Below are 20,177 nucleotides of genomic sequence, written 5' to 3'. Positions count from 1 at the left end.
AGTGGCTTAGGCCACTTTTATTTTATAAATTTACATAATTTTCATTTGTTCAAGTAATTTCGTTATTGTTTGTTCCTTGTTCAATTAAATCGTTATATTCATTTGAAACATAACCAAACACTGATAATGTTATATTAATTTTTAATTCAACTAAATTATTTGAATTTTTAACTAAATTAAATTGAATGTCTTTAATGATGTTATTTGAAATTGTTAAATAAAGAGGATAAATTGATGAGTTGTTGTTTTTAAAATTAAAGTTTTTTAAATAATTATCAGTTACAGTTAATTGATAAATTTTTAATGGATCTAAAATACTCAATTTAAGTTTATTGAAAATTGCATTTTTAACAGCTTGTAATTGAATATTTTCTATTTGATTAGTCATATCTAATTGATTTGAAGTGTTTAATTTATCTTTATTTTTATTTGCCAAGTCGATAATGTTGTATTTATTTAAAATAGTTTTTAAATCATCTTGTTGGATATAAAAATCAAATACTTCAGGTTTATTGTTTTTTAATTGTAGTGATCTTAATCCTTTAAATTCAAAAAATTCATATTGAATTTTGTTGTAATCAGTACTATGCTCATCAATATTTGTAATTTTTAATTCAATTCCTAATGTTCCGTTTTGATCATTAGCTTTTACTTTTTCAACTTTAAAATCATATTTTTCTTTGTTTTGATTATTTACTTCAAAAAAATCATTTTTTAGTATTGCAAAATTCAAATTCAAATTATTTTTAAATAAACCTTGTCCTTTTTCACTTGCAAAATATTCTCAATTAAATAAATTACTATTTTGTCTTTCTTGAGTTAATAAAGTTGCACTATTATCATTAAAAACTAACATTGAACCAATAAATGAAGGATATAGTGCTTTTATTTCATCTTTTAGTTCTAATTTTGTAATTAAGTTTGTTTGTGCTTGTTTTTTAGCTGTTTTAAAACCATTAACAGTTATTGTTTTTTTGGTTTGATTTTCTTGTTTTGTAAATATTAAAGAAATATTTTCAATATATCCTTGTTCGTTGCTTGCTTTGGCATTTTTAAAATCAGCTTGGATTTGGTATTTATCAAAAAGTTTAGCACCAATGTTTATATAAGAAAATAAATTTGAAGGATTTTCTTTAAATTTATTAAAAGCAGTTAGTGCATCTTCAGTGTTTTTAGTATCTTTTACTGTAAAAGAACTTGCAAAATTATTTAAATCTTCAAAATTATATTTGGTATGTTGTTTAAATGAAGATTTTAAAAATTCTTTTGTAAATGTTTTTGAAGTTTGATTATTTTTTGTTAATGTTAAGTTTATTATCAATGAATCTTCTGTTTTTGTTCAGCTTGTAATATTTAATTTAACATTTTTGATTTCATTAAATAATAAACTATTTATATCTAGTTTATTAGATACATTTTCAAAGAAAATATCTTGTGCATTTTTGTAACTTAAATTTAGTTCTTGGAAAATGTCTTCAAAATTTATCTTTTCTTGGTTTTGTTGAGGATTTTTGTTTTCAATTTGATTATTTTGCTTATTGCTTTCATTATTTTTTTGTTTTGAGTCAGTGTTTTTTTCTTTGTTATTGCTATCTGTATCTTTTTTTATTTGTAAATCATTTTTAGGTTTATTTGTTTGCTCATTTTTACAAGATGTTAAGATTAATGGGATTGCACTTAAAGTTAAAAAACTCGTGGTAAGTATTAATAATTTTGTTGTTTTTTTCATCTTTTCTCCAATTAATTAAAAAATTATAACAATTTATTTTCGTAATTTTTAAAAAAGTTATAGATTTTTATGTTATAAAAAAGCAAAAAAATGAAAACGTAATTTTTAGCTATTTTTAAGGCATTTTTTTACTTTTTTTAAAAAAAATAATATCATTTTAATATGTAAAATTAAAATAATTGAAAGGAGAAATATGATAAATTATAAATATCCTTATGTGTTTATAGACAATAAAAAACCAGAACAACCCATTATTTTTGTTCATGGTTTTAATTCAAGTTGTGAAAGATTTAATATTTTTGCACAAAATTGAAAAGAAAATGATTATTATGCGATTTCTTTTCCTGGAAATAATAATTTAAAACCTCTTGACAATGATGAAGTAAGTGTTGAATCATTTAGTGATATTTTAATTAAATTCATTGATGATAATAATTTAAAAAATGTTATTCTAGTTGGTCACAGCATGGGTGGAGCAACAATTTCTTTAGCGTATAAAAAACGCCCAGAATTGTTTTCAAAAATGCTTTATATAGCACCTATGAATAAAACATCACTTGCAAAGCAAAAAGATTACTTAGAAAGTTATTTCCCAAAGACATTTGAACAGTATTTAGACTTTTTACAAGCATTATATTATGATATTAGCAAATTTACAAATAATGAAGAATGAATGAACCAAAACAAAAAATGTTTTGACCCCAATGATTTTAATAACGAAATCATTGTTAAATTAGGTTATAGTTTGCCAAATATGCAAATAATGAATAAAATTGAAGCAGGATTAAACGCAATTAATGTACCTACTTTACTTGTTTTAGGCGAAAAAGATGGAGTTATTGATCGTGATACTTGCTTAAAATACTTCCAAGACAATGTAAAAAACATAAAAACAACATATATCCCTAAAACAGGACATATGATGTATGAAGAAAATTTTGAAGAATTTATGAAGATAGTTGCACCATTTCTAAGAGAAAAATAATGAAAAACGAAAATTTAATTGAAATAAAAAACTTAGAATTTAAATATGATAAAAAGTCAATTTTAAATATTGATGAGCTTGAAATTTTAAAAGATAAAATTACAGTATTATTAGGCCCAAGTGGTAGTGGTAAAACTACATTATTGAATTTAATTAGTGGTTATTTAAAACCCACTAAAGGAACAATTGATGTACTAAATAACCCTAAAATATATGAAATTGGATATATCATGCAAGAACAAAATGTATACCCAAACATTTCAGTGTTTTTAAATGTCTATCTTAGTGCAAAAAATACACCAAATTGAGTAAAACAAAAAAGACTTCAAGCTTGCGAAGAAATATTAACTTTTTTAGATCAAAAAAAACAAATTAAATTTAAAAAACTAATAAATTTATTTAATAATTCACAACAAATATTTTCTAAATACATATTTTTTGTGTTGAGATTGTATGCTTTTTGTTTAAATTTTAAACAAATAAAAACATTTTTTAAAATTTTATCTTTAAAAGAAATGTTTAAAAAACAATGAAAAGAAGTAGGTACAAAATTAGAAATATTTGAATATGAAAAGAAAAAAACAGCACAATTAAGTGGTGGACAAAAACAAAGAGTTGCATTTGCAAAAGCAATTATTAAAAATTGCAAAATTATTATTTTAGATGAACCTTTTAGTGCATTAGATGCAAAAATAAAAGAAAACACCATTAAATGAATTTCTTCATTACAAAAAGAATTTAATCTCTCAATGATTATGGTAACTCATGATCAACAAGATGCTATGAAACTAGGGGATAAAATTATTTTAATGAACGAAGGTAAAATAGCACAAAATTCTTCTCCTGAAGATTTATACAACAATCCACAAAATATTTTTGTTGCTAAATTTATAGGTTATCCAGAAATTAATTTAATAAAATCTGATGAAAATTATGATTATTATATTCGCCACAACAAAATTACAATGTCTTTTGATAAAGAAACTAATGCTACAATAATTTCTGCAAAACATTTAGGAGATTCAATAAATTACACTGTTAATTTCAATAATTATGAAATCAATGTTTTATCAAAAAATACAGATTTTAAAATAAATGATCAAATAAAAATTAGCTTTTTAGAAGATGATGTATTTCGCTTTTCAAAAGAAGGTAATCGTGTTTAGTAAAACCAAATCGTGATTAAAAAATCCAGAAAATTGAGTCGGTTGATTTTATTTGATTCCTCTTTTTGTTTTGATTATTATCTTTACCATTTTACCAATTATTCAATCAATGCAAGGTGCTTTTGAAACTCATCCTTATAGAAATAAACTAACAATTACCAAAATAGGTTTAGATAATTTTAAATGAATCTGAAAAGACAACAATTTTTGAGTAGCAATAAAAAATTCAACAATTATTTTATTTGTAGCAACCTTTATTAGCTTTATCATTTCATTTTTTGTAGCTTTTATAATTGAATCTTTTATTTTAAAAGTAGCTCGTTCAGCATTTTTAACAGTATTTTATTCACAGTTTTTTCTATCTAGTTTTGCAGTTGGTATTGCTTTTATTCTTTTATTTGGAGAAAAAAATGTCTTTTTTAAATTATTTGCACAAAATAAATTCAGTTTTATTTCAGGAAAAACTCATATAGTTTGATACTTTATTTTGTTTCAAGTTTGAAGAAGTTTACCTTTTAATATTATTTTATTTGTTGCTGCAATTAATAAAGCTAATTTAAAATATAAAAAATTAATGCAAACAGATAATTTAAAGACTTGATCAAAAATTAAATATGTTTATTTTCAAGAACTAAAAGTGACAATATTTGCAATTACTATTACTAATTTTATATTTGCCTTTTTATTGTATCCTAATGCAATTTTAGAATCTACTTTTAATTACGAAAAACACCAAGCTTTTACTGTAAGTAGTTATATTTTAAGATTTTTAGGAATAGGTGATGGTGAAGGGTTTTATTATAATATTTCAAGAGCTTATGCTTCTAGTATGTTAATATTTGCTTATGCTATTTTATTAATGCTTTTTGTATATTTATTTAGAATTAAAAACCTTAAAAGAATTTATAAATTTTTAAGATATTTTAAAAACAAATTAGTAAGGAAAAAATATGTGAAAATTAATAACTAAAGAAGTAATTAAAGTTTTTATTTTAATATTTTTTGGAATTATCATATTATTTCCACTTTATTATTTATTATTAATGGCTCTTAAAAGTGATATTGATATCCAAAATGATGTTGTTTCTATTACAATTAAAAACCCTACACTAAATAGTTTTCAAAGTGTCTGAAATAAAGAGTTACTAAAAGCATTTACGATAACGATTTCAGCGATTTTTTGTTTATTAATAATAAGAATTGTTGTTTATTCACTTGCAATAGCAGGGCTAATAAAATTAAAGAAAAAATCAATTCAAAACTTTGTTATTTATTTTTTAATTATTGTTAGTGTTATTCCTGAATTTGTTTTATATTCAGCACTTAAATATAATTTAAACACTTGAAAATTAACTGATAAGTATTGGTTAAGTTTAATAAGTAATGGTATATTTAGTTTCTTTATTTTTTCATATACATTTAAAGTGGCTTTAAATGTTAGTCAAACAAAAGGAAGATTAGCAATAAATGATAATTTAAGATGATATGAAAAAATATTTTATATTTATTTTTCTGATTTAAAATTATCATATTTACTTTTAATTATTTTTACAATAATCCAAGTTTGAAATGATTATTTATGACCTATGTATTTATTTAGAAACACAGATAATAAAAACATATCTCAATGATTTTTATCACCAGTTACAACTGAATATAAAAACATATATAATAATATAATTGCAGCTGGTAGTTTTATTGCTTCTGCAATTCCTCTGAGTATTTATTTTATATTTTCTAAATGAATTAATAAATCAACAAGATAATTTAGAAAAATGAAAAAAATGGCTAAAAAATAAGCCATTTTTTAATTTTTAAATTTTAATTAGTATTATAATTTTAAATGTAATTAAAAAATCAACAAACGATTATGAAAATTTTAAGGGAGAAAAATGACAAAATCAAAGAAAATTCTTTTTCTTTTTGCTAGTTTAGGGGCATCTATTTCTTTAATTTCAGTCCCTACTCTTGCTGCTGCGTGTCAAGCAAATAATAACGACACAACAAAAAAAGAAGAAATCAAAAAAAACGATACTAAAAAAGAATCTGAAAATAATTCAAATTCTAAAGAAAATTCAACTAATACTTCAAAAACAAATGAAGATAAAAAATCAGAATCTAAAGATAATAACCAAGCTAAAAAATCAGTAATTTTTTCAGCAGCACAAGGAAAATATTGACCATTAATGACTGCTATTGCGCCAATTATAAATTACTACAATGAATCTAAAAAAAATGAACCAGGATTCTTACCAGTAGTTTTACAAACAGAAAAACAAGTTGGAACAACTTCAGAAACAACATTAGTTCAAAACACAGTTAAAGCTTTTAATGAAAATGATCCAAAAATTAGTAATATTTTATTAGGTAATCAAATAGGTGCATATATTCTAAAATCAAATGACAAACTTTTAGAATTACCAAGTGAATTCAATGTTGAATTTAATGAAAAAATTAAAAATATTCACAGCACTCTTCCAGGTGAAGATGTAAATGATAAATCAAAAATTTATAGCATTCCTTTTGATTTATCAGATACAGATGCTTTAGAATTTAACTTAGACATTATGCATAAATTATTCGAAATAATAATAGGTGCTGGTGGAACAGTTTCAGGTTCAATTTATGATGCTTCAGTTAAAGCTTCAAAAGAAGGAAATTCAATTCCTCAAAGAAGTCCATTTTATGCAATTAAAGCTAAAGAAAATAATTCATTAAAAGACATGAATGTTACAGATGAAACATTTAAAACATTTACTGGTGTAAGAGAATTTATAAACAAAATTTATGAAAATACTGAATTTGATCAAACAAAAATGGCGAATGTTACAAAAAATGCAAGATTATTATCAATTGACTATCAAGGTGATGTATTCTTAAAAGAATTAGTTTCAAAAACTCAAAGTAATGACAAATTATGAAATTTAAAATCTAAAGATGATCCTGTTGAAAAATCAGCAATTAATTATGAAAACTTATTAAATAATAATTCAGAACAAGCCAAAAATTTTGTTTTATTATGAGATGAATATAAAAATTCAATAAAACACAAAGAAATTAAAGAAAAACCAACAGAAACAGGAAGTCCAATTAATTTCCAAACAGTCCAATTTAAAATAAATGATGCTGTTGATTGAGGTGGATTTGATTTAATGCGTTATGAAGCTGCAATGACTTATGGGGCAGCTGTAGGGGATGCAAGAAATAAACAATCTATGATGTCAGTTTTATATTATTTGTCAACAAGTCAAGATGGCAATCCTGCAAAATCAGTTCAAACAGAATATAAATTATGAACAAAAGATGAAGATATGTTATATTTACCTTCTATAGATAAATATTCAACCAATTCAAAACCAGTATTTTGAGAAGGTGGATCAAGTTTATTGGTAGTTAAAACAAATGATCAAGAAACAAATAATGCTGCAATTAAATTTTTAAATTTCTTATTTAATGGAGAATCACCATCAGCAGATGGTACAATGGTTCCAAACTGAATATTTATTGCTGAAAATTCAGGATATATTATTCCAACAAAAGCTATTTTAACTGAAGAAAAATTAGCAGAACTAAAAGAACATCAAAAACAATTAAGAACAAAATTTGAACAAAGAGCTAAAGAATTAGGTGAAAATGGCAAAAACTTCTTAGTAAGAGATGCACAAAGAGATAAATTATCTACAGCTGTATATAATTTAAATCCAGCAATATTATCTCTTGAATCACTTCTAAAATTTGTAACAGACAAAACACATGACACAAACTATGTTGGAGATTCAAAATCTGTTAAATTAATTGCAGAAATATCAAAACAATTATTAGAATTATCACAACTAGATAATAAAAATAATCCATTATCTACTGAAGATGGAGCAACAATTCTTAAAAAACTTCAAGATTTAGAAAATAAAGAATAAAATATTTACCATTAACAATTGTTAATGGTTTTTTATTATTTATTGAGTTTTTAAACCTTTAAAAACCGTTAATTTTTGTTATAATTTACTCATGAAATCTAGTTGAGTTAAAAATAATTTAGGCTATCAAGATGGTTTAGAAATTTATCAAGATAAAGAAATGTTTAGTTATTCAGTTGACACTATTTTACTTGGTAATTTTTGTAGTTTAAATCGTAAAATAAATCATATTTTAGAAGTTGGTACTAATAATGCTGCTTTGAGTATTTTTATTGCTCAAAGAGCAACAAAAATTCACATTGATGCAGTAGAAATTCAAAAAGAAGCATGCGAACTTGCTAATTTCAATGTAAAAATGAATAACCTTGAAGATAAAATTAATATAATTCATGCTGATTTTAATGATTATGCAAAAAACATTTGTCAAAAAATAGGTAATGGAAGTTTTAAAAAATATCAACTCATCGTTGCAAATCCACCTTATTACAATCAATTAAATAACATTAAAAGAAAAAATACAAACAATTTTAAAGAAATTGCAACTCATGAAATCACTTTAAATTTAGAGAAATTAATCAGTGCAAGCAGCAAAATAATAGAACAAAAAGGATATTTGGCTTTAGTGTTACCTATTAGTAGATATGTAGACTGTATAACATTGATGCGAAAATATAATTTTGAACCTAAAAGAATCCAATTAGTATATCCAAGAACTAATGACATTGCAAAATTTTGTTTAGTAGAAGCTAGATTTAACACTGGTTGAGGTACTCATTTTTTAGAAAATATTTATTTACACCCTCAAAATAAAAATAATCACACATACACTCAAAAAGTCAAAAAATTATATAAACCAATTAAGATAAAGGAATAGTATGGCAAAGAAAACATTTTATATTTCAACACCTATATATTATCCAAATGGTAAATTACATATAGGACATTTTTATACAACAACAATTGCAAATACCTTATACAATTTTAAAAAATTAAATAATTATGATTGTTACTTAGTCACAGGTATTGATGAACATGGACAAAAAATTCAAAAAGCAGCAAATTCACAAAATATTGAACCTCAAAAATTTGTTGACTTAGCTACTGAGCAATTTAAAGATCTTTGAAAAAAAGCAGATTTACACTATGATTTTTTCAGTAGAACCACTTCATCAAATCATGTTGTAACTATTCAAAAAATATTTGACAAAATGATTGAAAAAGGTTTTATTTATTTAGGAGAATACTCAGGTTTATACTCAATAAGTGATGAAGAATACTTAACTAAGACACAAGCAATTGAAAAAGATAATAAATACTATCACCCAACAAGTGGACACGAATTGGTTGAAATATCTGAAGAAACTTACTTTTTTAACATGCAAAAATTCAATAAATGAATAAAAGAATTTTATGAAAATAATGATAATTTTATTAGTTCTTCAAAAGTAAAAAATGAACTTTTAAATAATTTTATAAATAAAGGACTTGAAGATTTAAGTATAACAAGAATAAGTTTTGATTGAGGTATTCAAGTTGCTTTTGAATCTAAATTTAAACACGTAATTTATGTATGATTAGATGCTTTATTTAATTATTTAACTGCTTTAAATTATTTACAAGAAGATGATAGTTTATATCAAAAATTTTGAATAAATGGAACTGAAAGAGTTCATGTTGTCGGAAAAGAAATCACTAGATTCCACTGTATTTATTGACCTATTTTTCTAAAAAGTTTAGACATTAATTTACCTACTAAAATATTAAGTCATGGTTGAATTATTACAAATGAAGGTAAAATGTCAAAATCAAAAGGAAATGTAATTGATCCTTATAAATTAATTGATACATACGGAGCTGAACAAACTAAATACTTTTTTATGTCACAACTTTCAATTCATAATGATGGTATTTATGATGAACTTGCTTTTAAAAATTGTTTAAATGCTGATTTAGCAAATAATTTTGGTAATTTAGTTAACAGAACTTCAGCAATGATTAATCAAAGTTTTGATAACGGAACTTTTTATGATCAAAATAATTTAGAAGAAGTTGATTTAGAAGTTTATAAAGATATTGACAAACACTTTCAAAATTATAAAAACTATTTTGATAACTTTGAAATAGATAAAGCTTTAAAAGAAGCAATTAATTTATCAAAATCTCTAAATTTATACATAGATAAAACAACTCCCTGAAAATTAAAAGATAATTTACCAAGACTAAATGTGGTTTTAAATACATTATTAAACGGAATTTATGCCACAACTGTTATGTTGAGCGTTGTATTACCAAATAATATGCAAAAAATTGCTGAGTTTTTAAGTATAAATGAATTAAATTTTGAATTAATAAATATAAAAACAAAGTTTGATAAAAAACCAATTGATGTAAAAGAGATATTATTTAATAGAATAAAATAAAAGATGTAAACAAACAAAATTTATTTTTGTTTAAAAAACATCTTTTTTTATTTTTTTGCAATCTTTTTTACTTTTAATAGTGAAAGGAGAAAATGCAAAATACAAAAGATAAACATTTTGACTTTATCAAAGTTAAAAAAAATAAAAGCAATAGAAATAATAAAAAATTCCTAATACTAGGTTTAATTTTATTAACCTCTGCTGCTATAACTATTCCAAGTTTGATATTAACAAAAATGAATTATGTGAAATCAAACAATATAAAAGACAAAAATTTAATCATTAAAACAAAAATTGATGAAAATAAATTACTTGTAATTGATAATTTAAAAATAAAAGATCAAAATAAAAAATTATTAATTTCTAACAACGCTTATAAAACTGAAAATTTATCACTTAAAAACGATGTAAATTCCAAAATACAAGAAAACATTTATTTAAAGACACAAAACTCTAAAATGACTGATGCCAATACTTTATTAAAAACTGAAATTGATAATAAAAATAAAGCTAATGGTGTGTTAACACTAAAAAATAATGAATTATCAAGTGAAAATGAAAAAATTAATTACGAAAAACAAGCATTGGAATTAAAAAATATTGAATTAAATAAAATCAAAAATAGTTTTATTGATGTTGCTAATAATTATCAAATAAGTATAGATAATTTAAAAGATTTTTATTTAAAAAATGCAAATTATTTAGTAAATGATTCTTTAATGGAATTTAATTATAAAAACGATTCTAGGTATCTTGAATTAAAAGATGCATATACTAATTTTTTAAATTTTATTGATGAAAGTGATAGTTTTGAAAATTTATTAGAAAATGGAAATGTAATAGCAACATTTCATAATGATGTATTAAATTATATTTACAATTTAAATGATCATTTTGAAAATATTTTGACTAAATATTCTGAATTAAATAATGCTAATATAAATAAATTAAATGAATTAAATGTAACTGTTTTAAATTTAAGAAATGAAATGGAATCACTAAAAAAACAAATAGAAATAAATAACACAATTTTAGAAAAAAATCGTGAACAAATTGCGTTACTTGAACAAAATATACAAAATTTAAATGAAATAAATGAAAATTTAAAAAATAATATAAAAGAATTGAAATTAGAATTAGAAAATAAAAATAATGATTATCAAAATCTATTAGTTTTAATAGAAAATAAAAATTCTGATATCTTAAATTTAGAAAATTTAGTTAAAGAATATCAAGAAAATATTAAAGAGCTTGAGTTAGATAAAATTGCAAATATTTCGCAAATTGAAAAATTAAATAGCGAAATTGAAATAAAAAATAATGAAATAAATAAATTAAAATCTGATATTTTGAGTCTAAATGCTCAAAAAATGAATTTAGAAGAAAATATAAATAATTTAAATAATCAAAGAACTTCATTTATTGCAGAAATAGAAAAAAATAAGCAAAATATAACATTTTTAACAAGTAGAGTTTCTTCATTAGAAAAAGAAAATGAAAATCTAGGTGAACAAGTAAAAAAACTAAGCCAAGAAAACGATCTTATTAACAATTTATATTTAAATTCAAAACATTCTTATGCAAAAGAAATAGTAAATGAAAAAATAAAAATAATTCAATTAATTATTGAAAATATTAATCATTTTTCAGATATTTGAAACGATAAAGGGCTATTTTTTACAAATGAAGAAGCTAAATATTTATTTAAAAGCGTATATAACAATATAAATATAAACAACTTATTAAGTAAAACAGATGAAGATTTTGATAATGAAATTCACAACCAAACAGGTTTAGAAAAAGAAAAGCTAAACAATATGTATGAAATATTAAAAAATGTTTATATAACTATAAAAGATTCACCGAATATAAATAGAGGAAAATATTTTAAAGATAAATTAAATGAACACATAAAAGCATACAACATCATTATTCAAGATGCTAATAACAATCTATTCAAACCATTAAAAGAATTTGAAGATACAACTCTTAAGAAAAGACTAGATAGAACAAATGGATAATTTTAAAGAAATGGAATATGATAAAGCAATTGAATTAGAAGGTGGAAGTTTTATTGGTTTTTTAAGTACTATATTGCCACTTGCATTTGGGGCAATCGGAAACATAATAGGAACGGTTAAAGTAGCTTCTTCAAATAATGGTGAACTAAAAACAAAAGACGGTAACACATATAAATGAAATAACGAAACAAAGGAGAGTAATCTTGTACCAGTATATTACTATTTCTAATCTTGAAAATATGAAATTAAATGCAAATTTATTAGAAAGATTAGAATATATAAAAAAACAAAACAATAATTTTTTTGCTTCAACTGAAAATGTCATTGCAAATTTAAAATTACTTAGTAAATTTCTTCCTTATGATGTAGCAAATCAATGACTTTTATTTAAACAAAACAAAGAAGCTAATAAATTTTTAACTTTTAATCAATGAAAAAAACGCGGTGTTCAAATAAAAAAAGGCGAAAAAGCTGCATATATAATAGGATACAAAGAAAAAACTTTTATTGTAAAAGACAATGAAAATCAGCCACTTGAATGAGAAAATGCAGATGATGAAACAAAAGATCAAATTAGAAACGGTATAGGTTCAACTTTTAAAAAGAAAATAGTATCATTGATTCCTGTTTTTGGTGATAATCAATTAACAGAAATTAAAAGAAAAACTCATAAACAATATTCTTATGATAGTTTAGAAAAAACTTTAATAAAATACTTAGAAAAACTTAAATTCAATGTTCAAATAACAAAATCTGATACAAATAATGAAAAAATTAATTATGAAACAAAAGAAATTTTTATAAATTATTATGACAATCTATTATCTCTTAGTTTATTGAAAATATTAATTAGAATTATTCTAAGATATGATGGGTACAAAAAAGTTTTAGAAAATACAACTTTAGAAGAAAATATGATTTCATTTTTAATTTTAGAATCTATTGAATTAAATAATTTTGAATATGATTTTCACTTTGTTCAAAGCATTTTAAAGAAATTAAGTGATTCTGAAAAAGAGTTATTTTTAAAGAATGTTGTTTTAATTGCAAAACAAATTAAAGAAAAATTATAAAAAAACACAGAAATATCTGTGTAATCCTTAGGATTGAACATAACTATCCAATAGTTATGTTTTTGTTTATTTTTGTAAATTTTTCTTTTGTTATGATTGCATCATAAAATTTTAAATTTTCTATAATTTTTAGTAATTTATTAATTTCTTTTTCTATTTCAACAATTATTTCGTTTTCTAATATAAATGCAGCTGATATATTACCATTTTCTTTGTAATCTTTTATTTTTTGTTTGTATAAGTTTTTTGTCTTTAAATAAGAGATAAATTTATTAACAATAGTTTTTTCGTCTAAAATAGTATTTTTAAATTCATTAATTTTTTGTTCAGTATTTTCAATTTGTTTATCTATATCATTAACCTCTTTAGAATTATTTGTATTTTGTAATTTAATTTTTTGATTTTGTAATTTATTTTTTTCTTTATTTAGTGAGTCTATATGTACAGATAATTGATTATTTTGAGTTTGTATATATGCTGCTACTGTATCAATTTGATTTAAAATATCACTAATATACATTCCATCTTTTATCATTTTTATTAATAATTTTTCTGCTTCTTTATCCATTATTAAATTATGTTGTAAAAGAATTTTATTTTTTGCATGTAATGTAATTGCTATTTTTTGATCATTAGTTAAATCATTAATAGAAACTGTGTGAAATATTTTTTGGTATTTTGAATCAAGTATTTCATTTTGAGAAGTTGCAATAATTTTTATATTGGTATGATTTTTTACTCTTTCTAAAATATCTAAAACATCTTGATTTAATAAATTTATATTTTCTATAAATAAAATAAAGTTAGAATTTTTATTTTGATAACTAAAAAACATTTTATAGAAAATATTCATAATTTTTTTATCTTTTGTAAATGCTAATTTTTCTGTATTTAGTTTATAAACAGTATGTAAAGGTAATTCATTTTTTTTGTTATTGAAATTTAAAACAGAAGCAAGTGAACGAATTATTAAATCTCTAAAAGATTCGCTTTGATTAGTTAATAATATAAATCTATTTTGTGTTTTAAATGTATTTATAAACAAGGTTTCAACAACTTTTTTTATTCCGCTTTTTTCTAATTCTTCTAATGAAGTCTTTTTATTTTGTGTGAGTTTTGTATAGTTAGTTGTGTATCTATGTATTGGATTTATTTTTTTAATAAGTACATATACAAATCAAGTTACAAATCCTAAAACCATAAGTGAAATATAACTTAATATCACTAATAATTGTGAAGGTTGGTATGATTCATTAACAATAGGAGGGAAAAGTGTAATTAAAATAATCGCTATTATTAGTGAAGTAGTTATCATGTAAATTATCTTTTCTCAAATAGGTATTTTAAATTCTTTTCTTTTAAATGAAATATGTAAAATAGATACTAAAGTTATTAAGTAAATAACAAAAAATACTAAATTACCAGATAATAAAATAGTTGTAAAAGAATCACTTATATTTAATAATTTAGGTAATATTGTGAAAATTATCATTGCTAAAATACTTATAAGAGTTACAAACTTAATTGCATTTTTATGTTGACCGTTTTTTGCTACTTTTGCAAGTGAAGCTGGTAAAAATCCATCTAATGCTAAAGGAACTACTGTTTTTGCATAATAAACCATAGAAAATATAGATGATGTCATTTGTCTAAATAAAAGACCAATTGCAAAAAGTATTAAACCAGTTGTTCCCAATACATTTTTCATTATTGTTGCAACATAATCACCTTGTCATGTTTGAAATGATGGAATAAATGAAAATAATAAAAAGAAAACTAAGTAAATAAATATCACAAAACCAAAAAGATAAAATAATATCTTTTTAAAATTTTTAGTTTTTACACTTGTTGATAGTCCTGCTAAACCTTCTATTCCACCATAAGCATAAATAAAACTTAGAATAGAGTTAACAATAATAAATGGGGTTATTTTTTGAATTGAACTATTTTTAACAAAAAGATGAGGGGTAGGCTGTGTTGATACTAAATAAATTATTACCCCTAAAATAAGTCCAAAAATAATTCATTTAATAATTGCACTTCCTAAAATAAATTTTTTAGAAACATGCAAACTAAATGATGAAATGATAGTTAATGTAATAAAAAATACTAAAGAAACTATCAATAATAAAAACTGATATTGTTCATTTTCGACAAATAAACTTGCTATTGATGAAAAAAACAAGGGTGAAGTTGCAGAAAATAAAGGTGCTTGCATAAATTGATTTCAACCATTTAAAAATCAAAACCATTTACTTTTAGTAAAAGCTTCTTTTGCATATGCATAAGAACCACCTACTTGATTTCCAAAATATTGAGTTCCACGCGCAAAAGCTAACATAATACCGGCTGCAATAAAAGATGTTATTGCGAAAATTAATAAGCTATAATTACCGGTTTTGATAACACTTTGAATAGTTGCAATAAAACCAAAACCAACAATAAAATTAATTCCATAAAAAACAAAACTTTTTTCGCTAAATTTTTTTGTCATTTCCTCTCCTTTTTTAATTTAATTAATATTTGTATATTTATTTTATAAACTTTTGTAACAAAATAATGAAAAAAACGTTTTTTTCATTATTTTTTTAGTATTTTTTTATTTTTTCAATTTTTTGTATAAAAAAAGCATAGATGTAATCTATGCTAGAACTCTCCACAAAATTTTAATGTAATATTTGTGGGTTTTGTGTTTAATAAACTAAAAATTTTTTGTTCAATTAGAAATAATAAGTTTTTTGTTTCGAAAACAAAATCACTATTTTTTCTTATTTTATATTTTATTAAATAAGAAATGTTATTTTTTGGTTTTTCAATTTGTAAATTAACATCATCAACTAATTGAGTATTTTCTAAAAACAAAAATATTTTTTTTATTGTGTCAACTAAAACATCTTGGTGTATATAGTAAGACATATTCATTTTTGAATTTACTTTGATAAAATTATTCATTTATTATTTATTAGCTCTTCCTACGTATTTACCTGTTTCGGTTGAAACTAAAATAACTTCACCTTCTTTTATAAACATAGGTGTTTCTAAAACAAATCCTGTTTCAGTTGTAACTTTTTTTTGTGGATTATTGGTTGTGTTTCCTTTAACTGCTTCTGGAGCTTCAATAACTTTTAATTCAACGTTTGGAGCAAGTTCAATATCTAAAATTTCTTGTTCATATTTTCTTACTAAAACGTTTGTAGATGGCACTAAAAAGTTCATTTCTCATTCAATTTTATTAATAGCAATTTCAACTTGTTCAAAAGTGTTTTGATCCATTAAAATGATATTTTCTCCATCTGAGTATAAAAAGTTCATTGAAGTTTTTTCAATTCTTGCAGGTTTAACTTTATCTCCACCTGTTCAAGATTTAATTGTTGTTGAACCTGAACGTAAATCTTTAACTTTAGCTTTAACTGTTGCTTGTCCACGCCCTTGTTTTGAGTGTTGTGATTCTAAAACAACATAAATATTTCCATCCATTTCAAAAGTTATACCAGGTTTAAATTCATTAACATTTATCATATATATTCTCCTTAATTAAAATTATCAAAGTTATAATTAAATTTTATATTATTATTCCTTATTTTCTTGATTAAAATCAATATTTTCCTTATTATTTTCAATGCTTGTGATATTTTGTTGTTTTTTGTCATTATAAAAAGTAATTATTGTCATTATTATAATATAAACAATTGTAAATATTGCTCCAAGAGTGATTTGTACATCGGCAAAATTAAATATTCCACCAGGAAGTCAATTTCGACCTCAAGGAATAAAAATTATATCTCTTACACCTAGAAATACCATTCTATCAATCATATTCCCAAAAGTTCCAGCGCTAACAGCCGCTAATGCAAAAACTATTGGAAAATGTTTTTTGTTTTTTATAAATAGACATCCACTAATACTTAAAATAAAAACAACAAAACTAAAAATATGTAAGACTGGATTTGGTAATTTTTGTCCAAATAATGTTGTTCCTTCATGTAAATATGATCCGAAAGCAATAATTTTTCAGTCCACAACTCGTTTATCGCCGTAATTAATATTTTCACCATGAATATAAAATACTTGTTTAATAATTAAATCAAGAGCTAGTAAAATAGCAAAAAATATTACAAAAGTTATGATATTAATAATAATTTTCTTTTTATTTTGTTTAAAATGTGTTTTTATTTTATTTTTAATTTCTTCTTTGTTAATGTTTTTAATTCATTTCATCTAAAACTGCTTTACATCTTAAACAAACATCTTCAAACATTTGCGATTTTTCAAAATGGTTTCAGCATCTTAGACATTTTTGTGAGTCTTGTAATTTCATTACTTTTGTTTTAGGACCAAAATCTATTTTTGCTACCATTAATAACTTTACTAAATCAAGTGATTTTATAAATTCAGAATCAGAATTTATTGTCACAAAAGTTTCATTTTGTCTTTTAATTTCTTGATTTTGAATAGATAATTCAATTTGTTTGTAAACTAAATCTTTTAATTCAAAAAATTCTTTTCAGTTATTTTCTATTGTTTCATCAAAATTTGCTTCTTTGAAAAACTCTTCTAAATGCACTGATTGTTTTTTATTTTTTAATGGGAAGAATTTATAAATCTCTTCACTTGTTGTTGGTAAAATAGGCGCAAGTGCAATCATTAATGTATGTGTTATTTCATATAAGTTAAATTGGATTTGTTTTCTTTCTTTGCTATCTTTTGCATCAGCATATAAAGAGTCTTTTGAAATTGAAATGTAGTAACTACTTAAATCAATTACAAAATTATTTATATCTTTTATTACGTTTATAAAACGATAATTGTTGTAATCTTCAATAATTTTATTTTTTAATTTTGCTAATCTATTAGCTATTAAAAGATGAATTCCTTCTAATTCTACTTTTTCGTATTCAAAATCACTAATAGCACCTAACATAAACTTAAATGTATTTCTTAATTTACGATAAATTTCAATGTTTTGTTGCATGATTTTATCATCAATTGTAACGTCACTTGTGTATTCACTGTTTGCAACTCATAATCTTAAAATATCTGCTCCATATTTTGAAACAATATCTAATGGTTTAACAACATTACCTTTTGATTTCGACATTTTTTGTCCTTTACCATCAAGAACAAAACCGTGACTTAATAAGCTTTTGTATGGACTTGTATTTCTTCAAGCAACTGAATTAATCATTGAAGAATTAAATCATCCTCTGTATTGGTCACTTCCTTCTAAGTATAAATCAAATGGAGCTTCAATTCCACCTGGTTTAAGACCAATTGAAGTTGAACCTGAGTCAAATCAAACGTCCATAATGTCATTTTCTTTTGCATAACCTAAATTACGATATTTTTCAGGTAATAGTTGATCTACTTCAGATTTATATCAAATATCTGTCCCATGTTTTTCAACTAAATCAATTACATAATCTAAAATTTCATCATTTATTACAGGTTCTTTATTTTTATCATAAAAAATTGTAATAGGTACACCTCATGATCTTTGTCTACTAATTGTTCAACTTTGACGTGCTTCAAGCATTAAATGTAATCTTTTCTTAGATCATTCATTAAAAGTTTTTACTTCATCAATAGCTTTTAAAATATCTTCTTTAATAGGTTTTAAACTAACAAATCATTGTGGGGTTGCACGATAAATTATTGGTAAGTGTGTTCTTCAGTCGTGTGGGTATGAGTGTTTTATTTTTTTGAATGCAAGTTGTAGATTTTGTGAAACTAAATATTGTCCAACATGAATATTTGCATCTTCATAAAATAAGTTTTCATATTCACCTGCAAAATGATTTAATTTTCCGTCATCTTCAACGTGCATAATCATTTCTAAATTGTGTTTTTTACCAATTAAAAAGTCATCTTCACCAAATAATGGTGCCATATGAACTAAACCAGTTCCACTTTCTAAAGCAACATGGTGTCCTTCTACTACTGGGGCAATTAATTTATTTATTGGTGATTCATATTGAATATTAATTAATTTTTCACCTTTAAATGTGTTTAATATTTTGTAATCTTCTCATTTAAATAATGTAACAAGATCTTCTAATAATTCTTTTGCAACTACGTAATTTTTGTTGTTATTTGCAACTAACACATAATCGAATTCTGCATTTATTGCAACTCCACTATTTGCAATTAGAGTTCAAGGAGTTGTTGTTCATATTACAATATAATCATCTTTTTTAACAAATTCATTACCATTTACAACTTTAAAAGCAACATACATTGAAGGTGAAATATGATCTGCATATTCTACTTCTGCTTCTGCAAGTGCTGATTGTGATGATGGTGATCAGTAAATTGGTTTAAAGTCTTTGTAAATTAAACCTTTTTTTATCATCTCTTTTAAAAGTCTTAGTTGGTTAGCTTCCATTTTTTTATCTAATGTCACATAGATGTCACTAAAATCTGTTAAAAGTGATAATTTTTTAAATTCTTCTTTTTGTAATTCAACTTGACTTAATGCATAATTAGCACAAGCCTCTCTTAATTCAACAACTTTAAAATCATGTTGGTTTTTCTTTGCGATTTGTAACATTTTGTGTTCAATTGGTAAACCGTGAGTATCTCAACCAGCAACAAACGGAGTATAAAAACCAAGCATTGATTTTTGTCTTATAATGATATCTTTTAAAATTTTGTTTAAAGCATGACCAACATGAATACTTCCGTTTGCATATGGGGGTCCATCATGCAATATAAAACTTTGATTATTTTCATTGTTTTTTAAGATTTGTTTATATAGGTTAATTTCTTGTCAATTTTTGTGATATTCAATTTCTTTATTTGCTAAATCAGCTTTCATTGAAAAGTCAGTATTTGGCATTAATAATGTATTTTTATAATCTATTGTCATT

16 protein-coding genes are annotated in these 20,177 nt (G+C 22.9%); 10 read left to right on the top strand and 6 right to left on the bottom strand.

The genetic code is table 4. The features are described 5' to 3' along the window. Positions 1-22: 22 nt before the first annotated feature. A complete protein-coding gene (locus KQ877_RS00900) occupies positions 23-1,729 on the bottom strand; it encodes an LppA-related lipoprotein (RefSeq protein ID WP_216535758.1) in 1,707 nt (568 codons plus the stop codon). Positions 1,730-1,922: 193 nt separating this feature from the next. Here KQ877_RS00900 and KQ877_RS00895 point away from each other — a divergent pair, with 193 nt between their 5' ends. The 10 genes from KQ877_RS00895 to KQ877_RS00850 all read left to right on the top strand — a co-directional run bounded on the left by KQ877_RS00895 (position 1,923) and on the right by KQ877_RS00850 (position 13,311). After that, positions 1,923-2,714, top strand: a complete 792-nt coding sequence (locus KQ877_RS00895; RefSeq protein WP_216535757.1) for an alpha/beta fold hydrolase — start codon at positions 1,923-1,925, stop codon at positions 2,712-2,714. After that, positions 2,714-3,880 carry an ABC transporter ATP-binding protein gene (locus KQ877_RS04105; RefSeq protein ID WP_216535756.1) on the top strand — a complete coding sequence of 389 codons (1,167 nt, stop codon included), beginning with the start codon at positions 2,714-2,716 and terminating at the stop codon, positions 3,878-3,880. The genes KQ877_RS00895 and KQ877_RS04105 overlap by 1 nt, the downstream gene beginning before the upstream one ends. After that, entirely contained in the window at positions 3,873-4,850 is a 978-nt protein-coding gene (locus tag KQ877_RS00885) for a carbohydrate ABC transporter permease (protein WP_216535755.1), read from the top strand. Before KQ877_RS04105 ends, KQ877_RS00885 begins: the two co-directional genes overlap by 8 nt. Then, complete coding sequence (locus KQ877_RS00880; protein ID WP_216535754.1) at positions 4,831-5,646, top strand: glycerol transporter subunit C; 816 nt, start codon at positions 4,831-4,833, stop codon at positions 5,644-5,646. The genes KQ877_RS00885 and KQ877_RS00880 overlap by 20 nt, the downstream gene beginning before the upstream one ends. A 126-nt stretch (positions 5,647-5,772) precedes the next feature. Then, on the top strand, positions 5,773-7,797 hold the full coding sequence (locus KQ877_RS00875; RefSeq protein ID WP_216535753.1) for a P68 family surface lipoprotein: 2,025 nt from the start codon (positions 5,773-5,775) through the stop codon (positions 7,795-7,797). A 91-nt stretch (positions 7,798-7,888) separates the two neighbouring features. Beyond that, positions 7,889-8,671 carry a tRNA1(Val) (adenine(37)-N6)-methyltransferase gene (locus tag KQ877_RS00870; RefSeq protein ID WP_216535752.1) on the top strand — a complete coding sequence of 261 codons (783 nt, stop codon included), beginning with the start codon at positions 7,889-7,891 and terminating at the stop codon, positions 8,669-8,671. Between the two features lies 1 nt (position 8,672). Further along, the gene (gene metG, locus KQ877_RS00865) at positions 8,673-10,217 is read left to right on the top strand and encodes a methionine--tRNA ligase (protein WP_216535751.1); all 1,545 of its coding nucleotides are present in this window, start codon (positions 8,673-8,675) and stop codon (positions 10,215-10,217) included. Between the two features lie 92 nt (positions 10,218-10,309). Next, entirely contained in the window at positions 10,310-12,238 is a 1,929-nt protein-coding gene (locus KQ877_RS00860) for a hypothetical protein (protein WP_216535750.1), read from the top strand. Beyond that, a complete protein-coding gene (locus tag KQ877_RS00855) occupies positions 12,231-12,467 on the top strand; it encodes a hypothetical protein (protein WP_216535749.1) in 237 nt (78 codons plus the stop codon). The genes KQ877_RS00860 and KQ877_RS00855 overlap by 8 nt, the downstream gene beginning before the upstream one ends. Continuing rightward, on the top strand, positions 12,442-13,311 hold the full coding sequence (locus KQ877_RS00850; RefSeq protein ID WP_216535748.1) for an ArdC family protein: 870 nt from the start codon (positions 12,442-12,444) through the stop codon (positions 13,309-13,311). The genes KQ877_RS00855 and KQ877_RS00850 overlap by 26 nt, the downstream gene beginning before the upstream one ends. A gap of 43 nt (positions 13,312-13,354) precedes the next feature. Here KQ877_RS00850 and KQ877_RS04100 read toward each other — a convergent pair whose 3' ends face one another. The 5 genes from KQ877_RS04100 to ileS all read right to left on the bottom strand — a co-directional run bounded on the left by KQ877_RS04100 (position 13,355) and on the right by ileS (position 20,176). Next, a complete protein-coding gene (locus KQ877_RS04100) occupies positions 13,355-15,805 on the bottom strand; it encodes an amino acid permease (protein WP_216535747.1) in 2,451 nt (816 codons plus the stop codon). Between the two features lie 152 nt (positions 15,806-15,957). Then, positions 15,958-16,263 carry an MMB_0454 family protein gene (locus KQ877_RS00840; RefSeq protein ID WP_216488809.1) on the bottom strand — a complete coding sequence of 102 codons (306 nt, stop codon included), beginning with the start codon at positions 16,261-16,263 and terminating at the stop codon, positions 15,958-15,960. A 3-nt stretch (positions 16,264-16,266) separates the two neighbouring features. Next, positions 16,267-16,830 carry an elongation factor P gene (gene efp / locus KQ877_RS00835; protein ID WP_216488811.1) on the bottom strand — a complete coding sequence of 188 codons (564 nt, stop codon included), beginning with the start codon at positions 16,828-16,830 and terminating at the stop codon, positions 16,267-16,269. A gap of 51 nt (positions 16,831-16,881) precedes the next feature. Beyond that, positions 16,882-17,529 (bottom strand): signal peptidase II, encoded by a 648-nt coding sequence (locus KQ877_RS00830; RefSeq protein ID WP_216535746.1) that lies wholly within the window; start codon positions 17,527-17,529, stop codon positions 16,882-16,884. After that, positions 17,516-20,176 carry an isoleucine--tRNA ligase gene (gene ileS / locus KQ877_RS00825; RefSeq protein ID WP_216535745.1) on the bottom strand — a complete coding sequence of 887 codons (2,661 nt, stop codon included), beginning with the start codon at positions 20,174-20,176 and terminating at the stop codon, positions 17,516-17,518. Before ileS ends, KQ877_RS00830 begins: the two co-directional genes overlap by 14 nt. Position 20,177 lies beyond the last annotated feature (1 nt).

Origin of the sequence: Mycoplasma zalophi (assembly GCF_018914005.1) — a bacterium.
GTDB classification, from domain to species: Bacteria; Bacillota_I; Bacilli_A; order Mycoplasmatales; family Metamycoplasmataceae; genus Metamycoplasma; species Metamycoplasma zalophi_A.
The sequence above is the reverse complement of the archived record's forward strand: the minus strand, read 5'-3'. Positions and strand labels throughout refer to the sequence as shown.